We start from the raw sequence: 16956 nt of genomic DNA on the forward strand, positions 1-16956 counted from the left end.
CCCCGCCACCCCGCGCACCACACCAGGCACGACCTCACGAAAGACGGGAAGTCACCCTGACGGAATGTCACCATTGCCCGGAACTATCCGAGCCCGCCTTCGCGCTTCGCCCTGCCCCGCCCGCCCCGCCCCGCCCCGCCCCGGCATCGCGCCCCCGCCGGAACCCGGCACGTCACCACCACTGAACCGTGAGCCCCCGAGCCCCTGATCAACCGAACCGCTGATCAGCCGAACCCCTCAGCGCTGCACCGCTGCACCACTCCACCGCTCACCCATTCCGATTCAACTCACCGGCCGTGGAAACCCGTTCCTCGAGTTCCTCGAAACCCGCCTCCACTCCCTCGTTCGCACACGACCGGCCGAGCCTCGGCAGCACGACCGCGGCACCTCGCTCGGCTCGACCGGTCCGGTCCACGGCATCGCCGGAACAGGAGCACACCCATGCGCCTTTACGCCCAGACCCCAGCGCGTCGGAGCCGTCAGGTGGTCGCCGACCTGATCGCCGTGGCACTGATCGCGGCCGCGGTGAAGTTCGCCCTGGTGGTCCACCACGCGATCATGCTGCTCGCCGAGCCCGGGCGACAGGCCCAGGACGCGGGCGACAGCCTCGCCGGCGGTCTGAACGACGCCGGCAACGCGGCGTCGAAGGTGCCGCTCGTCGGGAGTTCGCTGAAGAAGCCGCTCCGGTCCGCCGCCGACGCAGCCACCGGTCTCTCCGACGCCGGACAGTCGCTGGAGGACCTGGTGGGCCGCGTGGCCCTGCTGGCCACGATCGCCCTGATCTTCCTCTCGGTGGCGTTCGTCCTGGTGCTGTGGCTTCCGCCGCGCGTGCGCTGGATCCGGCGCAGCGCCACCACGAGCCGCCTCCTGGACGCCCCCGGTGGCGCCGACCTGCTCGCCCTGCGGGCCCTGACCGGACCGCAGCGCGACCTCGCCGCGATCCCCGTCCCGCCGGGCGGCCTCGCCGACGCCTGGCGCCGCGGCGACCAGCAGGTGATCACCGACCTGTCCCGACTGACACTCAGGCAGGCGGGCCTGCGCCCGTGACGGGTTCGGCAACACCCGCCCCATGACGGCGGGGAGGTCGCTTCCAGGTGAGTGACGGGCAGTGAGTACAGGGAGGGTGGCATCGAGGCCCCGCCCCGAAAAGCCGACGCCCCATCTCGAAAATCGGTCGCGGCTCCCCTTGCGCGCGGATAGACAGGGACGATGACAGGCGGCGACTCCAGCGGAAATCAAGCAGTTCGGTCGGGACTCGTGGTGAGGATCCCCGAGGCGGAACCCGTCGTCCAAGCGTGGCGGGAACGGCTGGACCCGGCTGTCCGTGAGGGCATGCCGGCACATGTCACCGTGCTCTTCCCGTTTCTCCACGAAAGCCAGATCGACGGCGGCATCCTGGCCGCCCTCGATGGCGTGATCGGGCGTCACGAGCCCTTTGAGGTCCGGTTCCGGCGCTGCGGACGGTTTCCCGGGATTCTGTATCTCGCCCCGGAACCGGACACCGCGTTTCGCGGGCTCACCGAGGCCATCGTGGATCGCTGGCCCGAAACCCCGCCGTTCGGTGGGCAGTTCGCCGAGATCGTGCCGCACCTGACCATCGCGCAGGGCCAGGACGAGGCCGTCCTGGACGAGGCCGAGGCCGGCCTTCGCGGCCAACTCCCCGTCGTCGCCCGCGTGGCGTCCGTGGATCTCATGGTGCATGACGGATCGCGGTGGCGGCAGCGGGCGTCGTTCGTGCTTCGGTGAGTTGGTTGTCGGCCCGGCGCACGGCTGTGACGCGAGTGCGGCCGTGAAGGATCAGGTCAGTTGCTTGTGCATGACGACGCACGGGCGGCCGTACTGGCGGTCGGTGCGGCGGTCGATCTCCTGCCAGCCCTGGGAGTTCCAGAAGGCCAGCGATTCCGGCCGGTTCTCCAGGACCGCCAGTCTGATGCCGTCCCTGCCCTCGCGCCGGTACCGTTCTTCCACCAGCCCGGCCAGCCGGCTCCCGATCCGCTGCCGGCGCAGCCCCCCGTGCACCAGCAGCAGCCCGATCCACGGGTGCCCGTCGGTGGGATGACGGTCGAGCAGACACACCAGGCCCACGATCCGGTCCGGCTCGTCACGGGCGAGCAGGACCTCGCAGCCCTCGGTGCCCGCCTCTTCCCGTAGATCCGCCTCGACCTTGTCGGCCGGAATGTTCTCGGGGTCGTACTCGCCTGCGGCGCGGCAGTACTCCGGATTGCTCGCGTAGAGGCCGACCACCTCGGCGATCTCCTCCGGGGTGAAGCGGAGCGGTGTGAGCGTCAGCTGTGCCATCCGGGCAGGTTAACCGGCCACGCCGGACCGCCCGTGTCACAGGAAGCCGGGCTGTCTCGTCTCGGGGTCGTGACCACTGACGAACACGAGGAGCCGACCATGGAAGCGCGCCTGAACTACTTCGCCGACCCGACCGCGGGCAGGGCTCTCAAGCACATCATGACGGCCGGAAAGACGCTGAAGGGATCGGCGCTGCCGGCCGCGACACAGGAGCTGGTGGCCTTGCGGGTCAGCCAGATCAACGGATGCGCCGCCTGTGTCGACATGCACACCAAGGAGGCCGCGGCCGCCGGTGAGACTCCGGTACGGCTGAACCTGGTCGCGGTGTGGCGGGAGGCCACCGTCTTCACCGAGGCCGAGCGCTCCGCGCTGGCACTGGCGGAGGAGGGCACCAGGGTCGCGGACGCGGCCCGAGGAGTCGGCGACGAGGTCTGGGCGAACGCCCTCAAGCACTACGACGAGGAACAGCTCACGGCCCTGGTGATGCTGGTGTCCTTCATGAACCTGGTGAACCGGCTGAACGTCATCACCCGGCAGCCGGCCGGAAGCTACGAGCCCGGACAGTTTCACTGACCGACGTCGTCCACCGCTGTGAGGCAGCGCGAGAGCCACGGGAAGGGCAGTCACTGTGAACAAGGCCGAGGAGTTCGAGGAGCTGCGGGCGCTGCTGTTCTCGATCGCCTACCGGATTCTGGGCAGCGTGAGCGAGGCCGAGGACGCGGTGCAGGAGACCTGGCTCCGCTTCGACCGCTCCCCGACCCTGCCCACCTCGACCAAGGCGTTCCTGTCGGCCACGGTGACCCGCGTGTCGATCGACGTACTGCGCTCCGCGCGCGTACGGCGGGAGCGGTACGCGGGTCCGTGGCTGCCCGAGCCGCTGCTGAGTGATCCGTACGAGGATCCGGAACGGTCGGCGGAACTGGCCGACTCCGTTTCCATGGCGGCGCTGCTGTTGCTGGAACGGCTCAGCCCCCTGGAGCGGTCGGTCTTCGTGCTGCGGGAGGTGTTCGCCTTCGGGTTCGACGAGATCGCCACGGCGGTGGGACGGTCGGAGGCGGCGTGCCGGCAATTGCTGGTGCGGGCACGCCGGCACATGAAGGGCGGCCGGCCGCGGTTCGAAGCGGACCGCCGTCAGCGGCAGGAACTGGCGGCGCGGTTCTTCGACGCGCTGAAGGACGGTGATGTGGACGCGCTGCGGAGTCTGCTGGCGGCCGACGTCCAGATGGTCGGGGACGGCGGCGGCAACGCCCCGCGGCTGGCCAGGGCCGTGGTCGGCGCGGGGAACGTGGCCCGGCTGCTCGCCTCCGCCTTCCCCGCGATGGCCCGGATCGACGTGACGTTCGAGCAGCACGAGGTCAACGGCCAGCCCGGCGCGGTGTTCCGCGCGCCGGACGGCAAGATCCTGAACATCCTGGCCCTCGACGTGCTCGACGGGCGGATCCAGGCCATCCGCGCGGTGCTCAATCCGGACAAGCTGGGCCACCTGGGTCCGGTCGCCGACGCCTGGGCCGTCGACCGCGACGTCAGGCGGGCCCGCCGTCGCATGAATTGAAGCGGGTGGTCCGCCGGAAGCGGGTGGTCCGCCGGACTGGACAGGCCCACAGGGGATTCGACCGAGCCCTGCGAGAAGGGCGGCGGCCGGGGGCTAAAGGATTCGCGCCCGCCGAAAGGCGCCCGTTACCCTGCGCGACGTGAACCACGCCCGCGCGTCCCGCCGCCCCTCATGAGCCTGGCCCGAACCCTGATCGATGTCCGGCCACTGCGTACGTCCCCGGTCTTCAGGCGCCTTCTGATCGGCCGGACCGTGTCCTTGCTGGGCAGCTTCATGACCATGGTGACCGTCATGTACCAGGTCTGGGACATGACGGACAGCACGGTCTGGACCGGCGCGGTGGGGCTGGCGCAGGCACTGCCGATGGTGGTGTTCGGCCTGTTCGCCGGTTCCTGGGCGGACCGTGGCGACCGTCGGCGGATCTACCTGTACGCCACCGTCGGTCAGGCTGTCGTCTCGTCGCTGCTCGCGGTGCAGGGCTTCACCGGGCATGTTCCGGTCGCGGGTGTGCTCGCGTTGGTCGCCGCGCAGTCCTGCTGCTCGGCGGTCGGCGGTCCCGCGGCGGGCGTGTTCGTCCCGAGGCTCCTGCCCAAGGACCAGGTGGCAGCCGGGCTCGCACTCCAACAGGTCGCCGGTCAGGCCACGATGCTCGTCGGCCCGGCGCTCGGCGGCATCCTGCTCGGCTGGGCCGGCATCGGTCCCTGCTACCTCGTCGACGCCCTGTCCTTCGGGGTGTCCTTCTACGGCACGTTCGGACTCCCCGCCCTGCCGCCCGCCGGTGAGCCGTCCCGGTCGGGGCTGCACGGCGTGCTGGACGGTCTCCGCTTCCTGGCCGGGCACCGGGCGATCCGCGGGGCCCTGATCACCGACCTGGCCGCCACCGTGCTCTCGATGCCGACGAGCCTGTTCCCGCTGGTCAACGCCGAACGATTCGGCGGCAGTCCCCGTACCCTCGGTCTGTTCCTGTCCGTGCTCGCCGTCGGAGGCATCGCCGCCTCCGCGCTGTCCGGAACGATCACGCGGCTGGGCCGTCCCGGCCCGGTGATGCTCTGCGGGGCGGGACTGTGGGGCGCGGCTCTCGCAGCCTTCGGTCTGGTGCGTGATCCATGGGTGGGGCTCGGGCTCCTGGTCCTCGCCGGGGCCGGTGACGCCGTCTCGGTGATCTCGCGCAGCACCATCGTCCAGACCCGTACACCGGACGCCCTGCTGGGCCGGGTGACGGCGGCCGAGCAGATCGTCGGCCAGGCGGGCCCCAACCTCGGCAATCTGCGCGGCGGTGTCGTCGCCGGCTGGACCTCGGGGGCGGCCGCCCTGTTCAGCGGCGGGCTCCTGTGCCTGTTCGCGGTCCTCTGGGTCGGCGCGAAGACCCCGGAACTGCGCGGAGGAACCGCCCCCGAGCCGGGTACCGGCACCCCGCCGCTCAAGCCCGTGGACATCCCCGTACCGGACGGATCGTGACGGGCGGGGCCGCGCCGCCCCACCAGGTCTACACGGCGGCGCGCCACCCTGCCTCCACCGCGGCGCGCCGGGCCGGGCGCGCGAGGCACCTACCGGCCCGGCCGTGCCAGGCCGGGCCGCGCCGGAAGGCACGGCTGCCGTTCGTGGTCCTCGATGTCACCTCGACCGCTTCTCGTCCGGCGGGAACGCGAGACCGGTCGGGGTGTTGAGGCCGGAAGCCGGAAGCGTGACCTGACCACCACCGGTCTCCGCGACCCGTACCACCCTGTTGTTGAAGCCGTCGGCCACGTAGAGGCCGCCGCGGCCGTCGAGGGCGAGGCCCAGGGGGTCGCTGAGGCCGGTGGTGGGCACCGTGCTCTGCTTGCCGTCGCGCGCGGACACCTTCACGACGCGGTTGTTGCCGCTGTCCGAGATATAGAGGTCCCCGCGGGCGTTCAGGGCGAGCCCGGTCGGCTGGGACAGGCCGGCCGTGGGGACCGTGGTCTGGCCGCCGCCGTTCGCGGCGACTTTGACCACCCGGTCGTTGACGAAATCGGAGATGTACAGGTCCCCGCGGGCTCCCAGGGCCAGGCCCCAGGGATGGAGCAGTCCCGTGGTGGGAACGGTCGTCTGCCCGCTGCCGTCGGAGGGGACCTTCACGACGCGGTCGTTGAAGCTGTCGGCGATGTAGAGGCTGCCGCGGGGGTCGACGGCGAGACCCAGCGGGCGTGACAGGCCGACGGTGGGAACGGTGGTCTGCTCCCCGCCCTTCGCCTCCAGCTTCACCACTCTGTTGTTGCCGGTGTCGGAGACGAAGAGGTCGCGGGCGGCGTCCCAGGCCAGACCGGTCGGGCGGACGACGCCGTTGAGGGGAACCGTCGTCTGGCCACCGCCGGTCGCCGGCAGCCGCACCACACGGTTGTTGCCGTAGTCCGATACGAACAGAGGCGATCTGGCCGGTGAGGGACCGTTCTCCTGTGCCGCGCCCGCCGCTCCTGTGGGCAGTGCGCAGAGCACGAGGACCCCCGTGACGGCCGCCAGCCGCCGGGCCCATCCCGCACGGCGGTCGGCCGGTGCGGACGTCTGTGTTCGTGCTTCCGTCGTCCTGTGCTTCACGATTGGCCCATCTGTTCTCGACGGCCGGCGCTTCGCCGGACCGTCTGCGGAAACGGTTGCCGCCGCTCGGGCGTCGGGCCGCGCCGACAGCCGTACCGCCGGTTCGCGAGCCTTCGCCGGTACGACGAGCCGCCGCGGGAAGGCGGGGACGCCGTGGTCTCGGGCGGCCACCGGGTCGACGGCATGATCGATGCCTTCCCCCATCGGGCGGCGCATCCCACCGCCGTCGCCCGCTCGGCCGACCACCGGCGTGCGGGGAACCACCGTGCGCCTGCGCGACGGGCGCCGGGAGAGGGACTTAAATACCGGAGCGTGACTACCGAATCTCAGCGTTTCACCGTCCTGCTGGTCCCCGAGTACGTCGAGAACAAGGACACCGCCTCCGCGCGCGACGCCGCCGTGCGGTCGGCGGTCGTCGAAGCGACCGGTGAGACCGGCGAAACGGGATACCCGCGCTACGCGGGCGACGGGATCGTGGCCGACATCGACCCGCGTACGCGCACGGTCGAGGCGTTGCTCGTCGACGGCTCGGAGCTGGACTACGGGCTGAGTGCCTTGGTCGCCCGCTGATCCGGCCTCGGGCGCGCCTCACGTTCCCGGTCGCCGGATCGGGCCCGGATTCAGGTGCGGGCGGCCGGACGTGGTCGGGGAAAGGACAGGACAGTCCGGGACGGATGCCGTTGTCAGGGAGAGCGAGGGAGGAGATCCGCCATGGCGACGCAGGAACCCTTGAAGGAACCCACCGCCGAGCTCGACGCCCGGTACAGCTCCGCGCTCAATCCGCGCCCGGGCGCCACGGACGTCACCGCCACCGACTGGGCCGAGGCCCTGCGGCGGCTGGAGGCCGCCGAGATCTTCTGGCTGTCCACGGTGCGGCCCGACGGCCGGCTGCATGTCACCCCCGTGATCGCCGCCTGGCACGAAGGGGTCCTCCACTTCTCCACCGGGCCCGGCGAGCAGAAGGCGAAGAACCTCGCCCATGACGGCCACTGCGCGCTGACCACCGGAGGGAACTCGCTCACGGAAGGACTCGACCTGGTGGTCGAGGGCCGGGCCGAGCCCGTTTCCGATCCGGCGACGCTGGAGGCCGTGATCACGGCGTACGAGGCGAAGTACGGGCCTCACATCACCTCGCCCGAGGGCACCTTCCACGGCATCGGGGACGCGTTCCGGAACGGCCACGTGACGGTGTTCGCGGTGCCCCCGGCCACGGCGTACGGCTTCGGTCGCGACGACGGGGTCTACACGCACACCCGCTGGTCGTTCTGAGCGACGAGGCCTGTCCGACCCCTGGGCCGGCGCGGTGTCAGCCGTCCCCGCCCTCGATCTGGTCGTCCAGGGCGGCGCACAGCCAGTCGTGGGTGACGCCCGGGGTCGGGTCCGGGGAGGCGGTGACCTCCGCCGTGAGACTCCAGTAGTGGTCGATGCGGGGGTCCGCGGCCAGCTGCCCGCCGAGTCCGCGCCGGAAGGCGGGTGTGTCCCGCGTGTCGCGTGAGCGGGCGTAGGCGGAGACGAAGCAGTCGAGGGCCTCGCCCGCTCGCGGTGTCCGCCCCGCGCGCAGGTGCGGCGACGCCAGCGCGTACGCCTCGACGAGCCCGTCGTAGAGCACGGCCGGGCTGCCCCCTTCGGGCCGGTGTGCCGCGGGCTGGCCATTGCCCGTGCCGGGGCAAGGGGCGGTCACGAAGGCGTGGAGCCGGGTGAAGGCCAACACCTGCGCCGGTGTCGGGCTTTCGGGAAGCTGCGGAACGGAGTGTTCGACGATCGCGGAGGCGAGCCTGGCCGGGAGCCGCGGTGGCAGCCAGCGGCGCCAGAAGCGCGCCAGCGGTGCGGTGTTCGGCGGGACGGGCACGGCGCCGATCAGCCGCAGGCGTGCGGCGCGTTCCTCGGGGGCACAGTCCTGGAGGAGTTGGAGGGCCGCCTCCTGCCACCGCAGGGCGGTGAGCCGCGAGCCGATCCGCCGCAACTGCCCCGCGACGACGTCCTCCAGCGTGTCGTCCCGGTCGAGGATCCGCTCCACGTCGGGAACCGGCAGGTCGAGGGTGCGCAGCGAGCGGATCAGGTGCAGCCGGTCGAGGGCGTCGGGACCGTAGCGGCGGTGGCCGCCGGTGCTGCGGGCTCCCTCGGGCAGGAGGCCACGGTCCGAGTAGAAGCGGACGGTCTTGACGGTGACGCCGGCGCGCTCGGCGAGCTCTCCGATGCTCCACATGGTGTCGAAGGACACGGACTTGAACCTCCCTCAGGGGGAGTTCCTACCGTACCGGCGAGCGCGGAGCGCCGGTACGTCCGGCCCTGCGGACCACAATGTGCGAGGAGGCAGTGATGACGGCGTTCATCCTGGTGGCGGGTGCTCACACCGGCGGCTGGATCTGGCGGGAAGTGGCGGCCCGGCTGCGGGAGTCGGGGGCGCGGGTGGATCCGGTGACGCTCACCGGCATGGGTGACCCCGACCGTCCTGCGGACCCCGGTACGGACCTGGAGACCCATATCGACGATGTGCTGCGGCTGATCGACGCGGCGGACGAGGCGCAGGTCGTGCTGGTCGGTCACTGCTACGGCATCCATCCGGTGCTCGGCGCGGCCGACCGGCGTCCCGAACGGGTCGCCCGGATCGTCTACTTGGACGCGGGCATGCCCCAACGCGGCGATCAGGCACTGACATTGGTCCCGGACGAGGCGGTACGCGAGCGGTTGTCGCGCCGGGCCGACACGGACGAGGACGACTGGCTGACCCCTCCGCCGGCGCTCGAGGAGTGGCAGCGCTGGGGCAGTGTCGCCGGGATCCCGCCGACCGCCTTGGCGCTGCTGGCGGAGAACGCCGTCCCGCAGCCCGTGCGCACGCTCACCCAGCCGCTGCGGCTGACGGGTGCGGTCTCCGCGCTGCCGTCGACCGGCGTCCTGTGCACCGGCAACGGTTCGAGCATCGCGATGGTCGAGGGCCTGGTGGGGTTGGGGGATCCCCGGTTCCAGGCACTCACCGAGCCCCGCGTGACCTTCTTCGAACTCGACACCGGGCACTGGCCGATGCTCTCCCGCGCGGACGAGGTGGCCGCCACGCTGCTCCGGGCCGCCGCCGGGGAGGGCCACCGGGTCGCCGCCGCGAAGAACCAACTGCCGGGCCACCTGCGCCCGTTCCTGCTGGACGTGCCGGAGCGGCGCCGGGAACGGATCGGGCGCGTCGACCTCCACTTCCCGGGCGGCCTTCCCCGCGATCGCCCCGACGCGCCTTCCGCCGACGTTTCGGATGGCCTTTCGGCCGTCCTCCCCGACGCGGTCCCGGAGGCCGAAGGCCCTTGGCCGGCGGTGGTGTTCGTCCACGGCGGTCCGGTCCACCCCGACACGCGGCCCACCCCACGCGACTGGCCGGGGTTCGTCGGCTACGCACGTTCCGTGGCGGGTATGGGGGCGGTCGGCGTCACGCTGGACCATCGGCTGCACGATCTGGCCGACTACGGGCGGGCCGCCGAGGACATCGCCGAAGCGGTCGACCTCGTACGGGCCCATCCGCTTGTCGACGCGGACCGAGTGGCGCTGTGGTTCTTCTCCGCCGGCGGGCTGCTGTCGGCGGACTGGCTCGCGGCGCCCCCGCCGTGGCTGCGGTGTGTCGCGGCGACCTATCCGATTCTCGCGCCGATGCCGAACTGGAGGCTCGTCGCTTCGCGGTTCCGCCCGGCGGTGGCCCTGCGAAGCGCGGGCGGGCTGCCGGTCGTGCTGACCCGGGTGGGGCAGGAGCGCGGCGAGATCGCGGTGACGGTCGAGGAGTTCCTGGCCGCCGCGAAGGATTGTGACGCCGACGTCGAGGTGATCGACGTACCGGACGGCCACCACGGTTTCGAGACCACCGACCGTTCCGGGCAGGCACGCCGTGCCGTGGAAGGCGCGCTGCGGTCGGTGCTGGGGCACCTTCTCAGCTGATCGACAACCGCCTGTGCCGGGGCGGTTGTCCGTTCACGTCCGTTCCGAGAGCGCCCGGCTGAAGGGAGTGACGGGGCGCGCCTGGATCTCGCCGTCCACGGTGATGTCCACCGCCTCGTTGTAGAAGGCCAGGAAACCCCTGATCGGGCCCACCGCGGCCAGTGGATCCGGGTAGCTCCAGGCGATGTTCGGCGGGACGGCGGCCCCGTCCCGCCACGACCAGTACTCGGCCGTGCCCTTGTAGGGGCAGCCGGTGTGGTGGCCGGTGGGGAGCAACAGGTCCAGGCGGATGTCCTCGCGCGGGATGTAGAACCGCGTCGGCAGTGACGTTTCGAAGAGCAGGACAGGGCGGACGGTGTCGGCGACGAGGGTGCCGTCGATCTCGACCGTCACCCGGCGGCTGCTCGCCAGGGCGTCCACCCGTTTGTGCGGGTCGCGCGGGTGGATGAAGATCTCTTCCTCCTCCTCGTACCAGTGGTCCGGGCCCCGGCCCACGCGCCCGAACCACTCGAAGGCGATGTGTCCTGCCAGGTCGGGAGCGGGGAACGTCCAGGCCGCGTTCTCCTCGACCTCGCCGCCGACCTCGAGGTCGTAGAAGATCCGCGATCCGGTGTGCGTGCCCGTGGCGGGGTTCTTCGCGGGGCGGAGCAGGTCCTCGCGGACGTCCTCGCGCGGGAAGGCGTACAGCGGCACCGGCACGTCCGGCTCCCACACGAGCACGGGGCGCCTGCTGTCCACGACGGTCACCTCGCCGCGACGGCCGCGCACCCAGCGTGCGCCGGGCTCCCACAGGAGGCCCTCCGGGGTGGTCCGGACGGCTCGCTCGGTGGGGAATGTGGTCATGGCCGGCCCTCCTTCGACTCGCTCGTCCCGCGACCCCTGCGGCCTCGGCGCAACGGGATCGCCAGTGTTCCGACGGCCCACGGGCGGCCCGGAACGACCGGACACTCCCGGGCGCTCATCGCGTCTCACCCGCCCGACTCCACACTGACACGGCCGGGCGAGGCCCGCCGTCGGCATCGGGGACTGCGATGTCGCCACGTTCAGGCGGTGACGGCCGCGCGCTCGGCCTCGGTCAGTGGCGGGCCCTCCAGATTCGGCTTCTTACGGCCGAGACAGACCAGGGCGAGCATGTCGGGCATGAGCAGCCGGGCAGGAGGGCTCTCCATGCTCATCACGTCCAGCAGGATGCGCAGGGCGCGCGGGTTACGCGAACCCGCTTCCACGGCCTTGTCGACGAACGCGGCGAGACTCTTCTCCAGACGGGTCGGCGGCTGGTCACTGGCACCGGGGTAGAAGACGTCCTGCCCCACGGCCAGATTCCACGCGTTCTCGACGGGGCGCGCCACGGCCCTCTGGACGCGCCGGGCCGTACCCGGTGCGCGAAGATCTTGCCGCCGCAGGACACGGCGCAGGGCGATCACACTCTGCGCTGCGACGCTCAGCCCGTGGCCGTAGACGGGGTTGTAGCCAGCCACGGCGTCGCCGAGCACGGCGAAACCGTCGGGCCAACGGGCGGCCTTCTCGTAGTAGCGCCGCTTGTTGGCAGTGCTGTGACTGGTGACGACGTCGGTTTCGGGTTCGGCGCCCTCGAGCAGTTCACCGATGACGGGGTGGGGCAGACTGAGGGCGAAGGGCAGGAAGGCGCCGTTGTCACCGGTGGGCTGCCCACCGTGGGATCCGGACAACGTCACGAGCCATCGGCCGCCTTCGATGGGCGTGATGATGCCGCCACGGCCGGGGACATGACGGGGATCGGCCTGGACGTTCACGATGGGAAAGCCGTCCGCCGTGCTGCCGGGTGCGCGGTATGTCCGGCTGGCGTAGCCGATGCGGGCGTCGACGACACGCTCGCGGACCGGCGGCAGTCCGAGGTTCCGCAGCCAGGAGGGAGCGCGGCTGGCACGTCCGCTCGCGTCGATCACCAGGTCGGCCGGGACGGACCGTTCGGTCCCTTCCGACCGGATGGCGACGCCCGTGACACGATCCGCGTCTCCCTGGAGGGCGAGCACGTCGGCCTGCTGAAGGAGGGTGATGCGTTGGTCCAGGAGCACTCTGGCGCGGATCACGGCGTCGAGGAGATCGCGGCTGCACAGGAGATTGGTATGGCGGGCATGGCTGAATCTGCGGAACCACTGGCCCGACGGCGCCTTGGACACCAGGTCGGTCATGATGCGCGGGGTGTGGGCGCCATGGTCGACGAGCTGCTCCACGATGCCGGGCAGGAGGTCCTCGATCGCCTTCACACCGCCGGACCACAGCACATGGGCGTGGCGGGCCTGCGGCAGTCCCTTGCGGGGCTGCGGACCGCCCGGCAGCACATCACGCTCGATCACCACGACGTCCGCGAAGTCGGCGAGCACGGTCGCGGCCAGCATGCCCGTCATACCCCCTCCGATGACCAGGGCGGTACGGCGGGAGGCAGTTCTGGCAGACGACGATGGCATAGGGGCACTCTCTTATCTCGCGGGGGCGGGCGCCGGACTGTGATCAGCCGTACGCGACGGTGCGGCAGGTCGGGCGGGTCGGCAGAGTGACCCACCGGTGGGCGGGCAGCCGGCCGCCGTCCGGACAGGGACACCAACGGGCGCGGCCGGGCCGGGCTCTACTCATGGCGAGTGGCCCGGGCGACGGCCTGACGCCGCGCCTTGGCCACGATGGACGACGACAACGCACGCGAGAGACGCACCATCAACTGCGGTTTCGCGACCGACACCAGCGTTCCCGCTCGCGCCGGCACCTCGTCGCCACCGTTGTGGGAGACCTGTACGCGGGCCGCGGCCAGCATGGCCGCCTCGGCCACCAGGGCGGCCTGGTGGGCGACATGCTGCGACAGGCCTTCGTCTCCCGGCACCGACGGCGTTGTCGGTGCCGACCGCGAGGACTGGGTGACTGTCCCCTCTGTCGACCGCAGGAGCGTGCGCGCACCGGAGCGGCGATCGGCGGCGAGGGACGCGACGGCTTCGGCGTACGCGGTCGTGCGCACCTGGTCGTCGAGATAGGGCGAGCAGGCCAGAACGCCGTCCCAGATCGCGATCTCCTGCCGCGCCAGGCGCACGACGGGCGGATCCCACCAGCGGATGATGCCCCGTGCGGGCGAACACAGCATCTGCACCTCCGCGAACAAGGGCTTCAGCAGCCGGTAGCGCCGCCAGGCACGGAGATTGTCGACCGCTGGCGGTCCGATCCTGGGCAGTGCGAAGCCGCAGGCGGTGGTGACGCCGGCGAGCATGACCAGCGGAGGGGAGACGTCGGTGGAGAGCACGTCCCAGTCGAGACCCTCCCAACGAGCCACGATGGCGGCGTACTTGGCGACCTGGTAGCCGACGTCGAAGGTCAGGCCGGCGACGAGCAGGACCAGGCCGCCTCGGGTCACGCCGCGCACCTCTCGCAGCCAGGTCACGCTCATGACGGCGAGCGCGAGGGTGGCGGCTGTGTGCGCCACCATGTACAGCACGATCATTTCCCGCATGTAGGGCGTGCCGGCGTAGTACGTGTCCAGGTCCTGGTCCCGTTCCACGGGGACGTCGGCCAGGGCGAACAGGATCCAGATACCGACGATCACCAGCCCGTACACGACCAGTACGAGGCGGGCGGCATGCTGCCGGAGGTCCGGCGGCCCGCCCCTCCAGCTGACCATCAGCATGAGGTAGCCCGCGCTGAGGGCGGTCATGCCGGCGTAGACCAGCGGGGCGCTGAAGTTCGCCACGCCGGTGACGTCGTTCACGAACCGGATGGTGGGAGGGGCCGACAGGAAGCACACGCACGAGCCGACCAGGAGAATCGCGTTGCTCGACGCGATGAGGGGGTCCCGCCAGACGTCCCTGCCCGCGGCCAGCTTCGGTCCGGCGGCAAGCAACAGGAGAACGCCCGGGATGTAGAAGACGAGGCCGCCGCCCACTACGCCGCCTCTCCGCCGACCGGTCGCGGAAACGGCCACGACGGCGGTCCGCCGGGGAGAGCGGGACAGCCGCGCGACTCGGCGCGGGGAGCGGGGCACCTCATGTCCGGATTCCTTCGTCGACGGCGGCCTCGGCACGAGCGGTCGCGACGATGCCGGAGGTACGCAGCGCACGGGCCACACCCACGAGAGTGGCCCGCGCCGAGAGGCCGGCCGCGTGGTCGTACACGTCCGCGTGCGTGGGGGCGCTGTCGGACCGGGTGTGGACAGCGGCGGCGATCATCGCCGCGAGGCCGATGCTTGCGGCATCCTCGTCACCGTGGCCCGCGGCACGGGCCGCCGCCCGCGCGAGCGAGCGGACCCGGTCGTCGAGATGCGGGCGGACGAGATTCAGCCCGTCCTGGATACCGGCCTCGCGCCGGGTGAGTCGCATGGAGTACGACGAATACCAGGGGATGGGGGTGGCGAGCGGGCCACGGGGGCAGGCCGCGCCGAGCTCGTGCCACAGCGGGCCGAGCCGCCACCAGGTCACCGCGGCGTGCCAGATCCCGGCCGACCGCGGCCCCAGGAAGGGGACCGTGAATCCGGCGGTGGCCACCGTGGCGGCCAGGCCCACGAGGCCGGGCGCCACGACGGTGCTCAGGACGTCCCAGTCGTAGCCGTTCCACCGTGCCGCCACCGCGATGAGTTTCAGTGTGCTGAACGAGAGGTTCAGCAGCCATGCGGCGACGAGGAGCCACAGACCGGCCCGCAGCCATCCACGGACCTGGAGTGCCCAGTGCCAGCACAGTGTCGTGGTCGCCACCGCCGCGGTCATGTGGCCGATCAGGTAGAGCGCGATCATCTGCCCCGTCCAGGGCGTGGTCGCGTAATAGGTGTCGAGATCGGTACGCCGCTCGACGGGAGCGTTTCCCATCAGGAAGAGGACGACCAGAAGCGTGATCAGGACGGTGTAGCCGATCTGCCAGCAGCGGACCAGGCGGCGGACGCGGTCGGGCGGCCCCCCGCGCCAGCGAAGGATCAACAGGAGGCAGGAGGCGCTGTAGGCGCTGACGATCGCGTAGTCGAGCGGCGCGGCGAGGTTCGGGACACCGCTGGCATGGTTCACGGCGGCGACGGTGGGCGGGGCGGCGAAGAGGAATCCGGCGCCGCCGAGAAAGATCACCCAGCAGACCGACCTGACCAAGGGGTCGCGCCAGGTTCTTCTGAGATCGGGCAGTTTCGCTCCGAGGCCGGCCCACAGGGCCAGCGCGGGTATGTAGTAGGGCGAGGCGTCCACGGGTCAGACCTTGAACCGGCGGTGTCCCAGTGAGGCCCCGATCCGGTCGGCGATCTCTGTCCGGTCTCCGGACGGGCTGCCGGGGTCTCCTTCCAGCCAGACTCGCAGTTGCGTCACGGCGCGCAGCGCGAACGTCTCGGCGTCCTGCTCGGCGCGCGCGTGAAACTCCGTACGCGCGGCCACGGTTCGCGCCGCCTGCTGAAAATCGGCCCGGTCGCTCAGGGTTCGCGCGGCCGCTGGGACACCGTCGGCGTGGTGGCCGCAGTCTCCCTTGATCATGTGCCAGATCTCGTGGCAGATGATCGCCAGTTTATGGACAGGCGCCGCCCGTCTGTCGACGAGGATGATGTCGTGCTCCGGCATGTCGAGCCACAGGCCCGTAGCCGTCCGGTGGGGGAACTCCTCCTTGAGCAGGATGACTTGACGGCCCCTGATGACGGAGGCCCTGTCGATCAGCGCGGCGAACAGCGCGTCCGGGTCGGCGGGGACGGGAAGGACCAGCCCGTCGGTCAGCTGGCCGATCAGCTTCCGCATCTCCTTGGCTTTGCGTGTACGCACAGCTCTCCCCGCGAACCTCAGCACGGGTCGCCGTCGCACGACACCGCCGCTCCCACCCTGCAAGAAACACCGCCGGACGCGTTCGGAACCCGTGCCGATGGGCCGGTTCCGACGCAACCCCCCACAGCCAAACACCGACAGGGCCCGAGCACACCCAACTCGGCCCACAAATATGTCAAACAAGATCCCCCGTCTCCACACCCGGCTGCGTGCGGAGCATAGGCCGATGGGTCCAAAATACCGATCGGGCAGGGTATGGACACTTCCGAATTTGGCTCATTCGATGCGGTCGTAAGGCTCTTCAGCCGGCCGCGGGACGTCGCCCGGCCACCGCACCGCGCCACACCCTCGCCCTCCCTCGCGATAACGTGATCGTCATGGCGGACTGGGATCTTCGGCCCGCGTCACTCGGCGACGTCGAAGCGGTGGCCGACCTGCGTGCCGTGGTGCTGCGGGCCGATCTGGAACGTCTCGGACGATACGACCCGCAGCGCGTACGGCAACGGCTGCGCGACGGTTTCGACCCGACGCACACCTGGGTGATCGAGGTCGCGCGCGCCTTCGCCGGCTGCGTGGCCCTGCGACCGGCCGACGGCGTCCGGTGGCTAGAGCACTTCTATCTGGCCCCGCACCTTCAGGGGTCCGGCATCGGCTCGGCAGTGCTGGGCGAACTGCTGGAGCGGTGCGACCGCACCGGTGTCCCGGTCCGGCTGAACGTGCTGCGCGGCAGTCCGGCCCGGCGGCTTTACGAGCGGCACGGGTTCACGGCCGAGTCGGAGGACCCGGTGGACGTGTTCATGGTCCGCGAGCCCCTGCCCGTGGCCGGACCGAGGACCTGCCGTTCGACTCCCCCTCACTAGGGCCGACCGGCCCTACACGGTCCCGGCGCGGGGAGGGACCATG

General features: G+C 71.3%; 17 protein-coding genes. 9 read left to right on the forward strand and 8 right to left on the reverse strand.

Annotation, left to right across the window (positions count from 1 at the left end; all coding sequences use genetic code 11):
* Nucleotides 1-441 precede the first annotated feature (441 nt).
* Both ABZV42_RS03840 and ABZV42_RS03845 read left to right on the forward strand, forming a co-directional pair.
* Nucleotides 442-1047, forward strand: a complete 606-nt coding sequence (locus ABZV42_RS03840) for a hypothetical protein (RefSeq protein WP_356050842.1) — start codon at nucleotides 442-444, stop codon at nucleotides 1045-1047.
* A 162-nt stretch (nucleotides 1048-1209) separates the two neighbouring features.
* Entirely contained in the window at nucleotides 1210-1746 is a 537-nt protein-coding gene (locus tag ABZV42_RS03845; protein WP_355979633.1) for a 2'-5' RNA ligase family protein, read from the forward strand.
* Between the two features lie 51 nt (nucleotides 1747-1797).
* On the opposite strand, the gene ABZV42_RS03850 is transcribed toward ABZV42_RS03845, so the two are convergent.
* Nucleotides 1798-2298: a GNAT family N-acetyltransferase gene (locus ABZV42_RS03850; protein ID WP_355979636.1), complete on the reverse strand. Its 501-nt coding sequence runs from the start codon at nucleotides 2296-2298 to the stop codon at nucleotides 1798-1800.
* Nucleotides 2299-2397: 99 nt separating this feature from the next.
* Here ABZV42_RS03850 and ABZV42_RS03855 point away from each other — a divergent pair, with 99 nt between their 5' ends.
* From ABZV42_RS03855 to ABZV42_RS03865, 3 genes are all read left to right on the forward strand, one after another.
* On the forward strand, nucleotides 2398-2871 hold the full coding sequence (locus ABZV42_RS03855) for a carboxymuconolactone decarboxylase family protein (protein ID WP_356050843.1): 474 nt from the start codon (nucleotides 2398-2400) through the stop codon (nucleotides 2869-2871).
* Between the two features lie 55 nt (nucleotides 2872-2926).
* Nucleotides 2927-3850: an RNA polymerase sigma-70 factor gene (locus ABZV42_RS03860; protein WP_356050844.1), complete on the forward strand. Its 924-nt coding sequence runs from the start codon at nucleotides 2927-2929 to the stop codon at nucleotides 3848-3850.
* Nucleotides 3851-4021: 171 nt separating this feature from the next.
* Nucleotides 4022-5308 carry an MFS transporter gene (locus ABZV42_RS03865; protein WP_355979642.1) on the forward strand — a complete coding sequence of 429 codons (1287 nt, stop codon included), beginning with the start codon at nucleotides 4022-4024 and terminating at the stop codon, nucleotides 5306-5308.
* 156 nt (nucleotides 5309-5464) lie between these two features.
* On the opposite strand, the gene ABZV42_RS03870 is transcribed toward ABZV42_RS03865, so the two are convergent.
* On the reverse strand, nucleotides 5465-6403 hold the full coding sequence (locus ABZV42_RS03870; RefSeq protein ID WP_355979645.1) for an SMP-30/gluconolactonase/LRE family protein: 939 nt from the start codon (nucleotides 6401-6403) through the stop codon (nucleotides 5465-5467).
* A gap of 312 nt (nucleotides 6404-6715) precedes the next feature.
* Here ABZV42_RS03870 and ABZV42_RS03875 point away from each other — a divergent pair, with 312 nt between their 5' ends.
* Nucleotides 6716-6973 (forward strand): hypothetical protein, encoded by a 258-nt coding sequence (locus tag ABZV42_RS03875; RefSeq protein ID WP_355979648.1) that lies wholly within the window; start codon nucleotides 6716-6718, stop codon nucleotides 6971-6973.
* A 141-nt stretch (nucleotides 6974-7114) separates the two neighbouring features.
* Nucleotides 7115-7672 (forward strand): pyridoxamine 5'-phosphate oxidase family protein, encoded by a 558-nt coding sequence (locus ABZV42_RS03880; RefSeq protein WP_355979651.1) that lies wholly within the window; start codon nucleotides 7115-7117, stop codon nucleotides 7670-7672.
* Between the two features lie 37 nt (nucleotides 7673-7709).
* On the opposite strand, the gene ABZV42_RS03885 is transcribed toward ABZV42_RS03880, so the two are convergent.
* A complete protein-coding gene (locus ABZV42_RS03885; protein WP_355979919.1) occupies nucleotides 7710-8609 on the reverse strand; it encodes a MerR family transcriptional regulator in 900 nt (299 codons plus the stop codon).
* A gap of 113 nt (nucleotides 8610-8722) precedes the next feature.
* On the opposite strand from ABZV42_RS03885, the gene ABZV42_RS03890 reads away from it, so the two are divergent.
* Complete coding sequence (locus ABZV42_RS03890) at nucleotides 8723-10315, forward strand: alpha/beta fold hydrolase (protein WP_356050845.1); 1593 nt, start codon at nucleotides 8723-8725, stop codon at nucleotides 10313-10315.
* Between the two features lie 33 nt (nucleotides 10316-10348).
* On the opposite strand, the gene ABZV42_RS03895 is transcribed toward ABZV42_RS03890, so the two are convergent.
* The 5 genes from ABZV42_RS03895 to ABZV42_RS03915 form a co-directional block, all read right to left on the reverse strand.
* A complete protein-coding gene (locus ABZV42_RS03895; RefSeq protein WP_356050846.1) occupies nucleotides 10349-11158 on the reverse strand; it encodes a DUF427 domain-containing protein in 810 nt (269 codons plus the stop codon).
* Nucleotides 11159-11358: 200 nt separating this feature from the next.
* Nucleotides 11359-12762: an FAD-dependent oxidoreductase gene (locus ABZV42_RS03900; protein ID WP_356050847.1), complete on the reverse strand. Its 1404-nt coding sequence runs from the start codon at nucleotides 12760-12762 to the stop codon at nucleotides 11359-11361.
* Between the two features lie 158 nt (nucleotides 12763-12920).
* Nucleotides 12921-14216: a hypothetical protein gene (locus ABZV42_RS03905; RefSeq protein WP_356050848.1), complete on the reverse strand. Its 1296-nt coding sequence runs from the start codon at nucleotides 14214-14216 to the stop codon at nucleotides 12921-12923.
* A gap of 100 nt (nucleotides 14217-14316) precedes the next feature.
* Nucleotides 14317-15495, reverse strand: a complete 1179-nt coding sequence (locus tag ABZV42_RS03910; RefSeq protein WP_355979665.1) for an MAB_1171c family putative transporter — start codon at nucleotides 15493-15495, stop codon at nucleotides 14317-14319.
* Between the two features lie 3 nt (nucleotides 15496-15498).
* A complete protein-coding gene (locus tag ABZV42_RS03915; RefSeq protein ID WP_355979668.1) occupies nucleotides 15499-16053 on the reverse strand; it encodes a toxin-antitoxin system, toxin component in 555 nt (184 codons plus the stop codon).
* A 377-nt stretch (nucleotides 16054-16430) separates the two neighbouring features.
* Here ABZV42_RS03915 and ABZV42_RS03920 point away from each other — a divergent pair, with 377 nt between their 5' ends.
* Nucleotides 16431-16913 (forward strand): GNAT family N-acetyltransferase, encoded by a 483-nt coding sequence (locus ABZV42_RS03920; protein ID WP_356050849.1) that lies wholly within the window; start codon nucleotides 16431-16433, stop codon nucleotides 16911-16913.
* Nucleotides 16914-16956: the final 43 nt, after the last annotated feature.

It is taken from the genome of Streptomyces sp. NPDC005281 (assembly GCF_040607495.1).
Classification (GTDB): Bacteria; Actinomycetota; Actinomycetes; order Streptomycetales; family Streptomycetaceae; genus Streptomyces.

Coding starts and splice junctions, on each gene's coding strand:
- ABZV42_RS03885 (WP_355979919.1), bottom strand. CDS start 8,609: ATGTGGAGCATCGGAGAGCTCGCCGAGCGCGCCGGCGTCACCGTCAAG.
- ABZV42_RS03895 (WP_356050846.1), bottom strand. CDS start 11,158: ATGACCACATTCCCCACCGAGCGAGCCGTCCGGACCACCCCGGAGGGC.
- ABZV42_RS03920 (WP_356050849.1), top strand. CDS start 16,431: ATGGCGGACTGGGATCTTCGGCCCGCGTCACTCGGCGACGTCGAAGCG.
- ABZV42_RS03840 (WP_356050842.1), top strand. CDS start 442: ATGCGCCTTTACGCCCAGACCCCAGCGCGTCGGAGCCGTCAGGTGGTC.
- ABZV42_RS03865 (WP_355979642.1), top strand. CDS start 4,022: ATGAGCCTGGCCCGAACCCTGATCGATGTCCGGCCACTGCGTACGTCC.
- ABZV42_RS03890 (WP_356050845.1), top strand. CDS start 8,723: ATGACGGCGTTCATCCTGGTGGCGGGTGCTCACACCGGCGGCTGGATC.
- ABZV42_RS03855 (WP_356050843.1), top strand. CDS start 2,398: ATGGAAGCGCGCCTGAACTACTTCGCCGACCCGACCGCGGGCAGGGCT.
- ABZV42_RS03845 (WP_355979633.1), top strand. CDS start 1,210: ATGACAGGCGGCGACTCCAGCGGAAATCAAGCAGTTCGGTCGGGACTC.
- ABZV42_RS03880 (WP_355979651.1), top strand. CDS start 7,115: ATGGCGACGCAGGAACCCTTGAAGGAACCCACCGCCGAGCTCGACGCC.
- ABZV42_RS03850 (WP_355979636.1), bottom strand. CDS start 2,298: ATGGCACAGCTGACGCTCACACCGCTCCGCTTCACCCCGGAGGAGATC.
- ABZV42_RS03900 (WP_356050847.1), bottom strand. CDS start 12,762: ATGCCATCGTCGTCTGCCAGAACTGCCTCCCGCCGTACCGCCCTGGTC.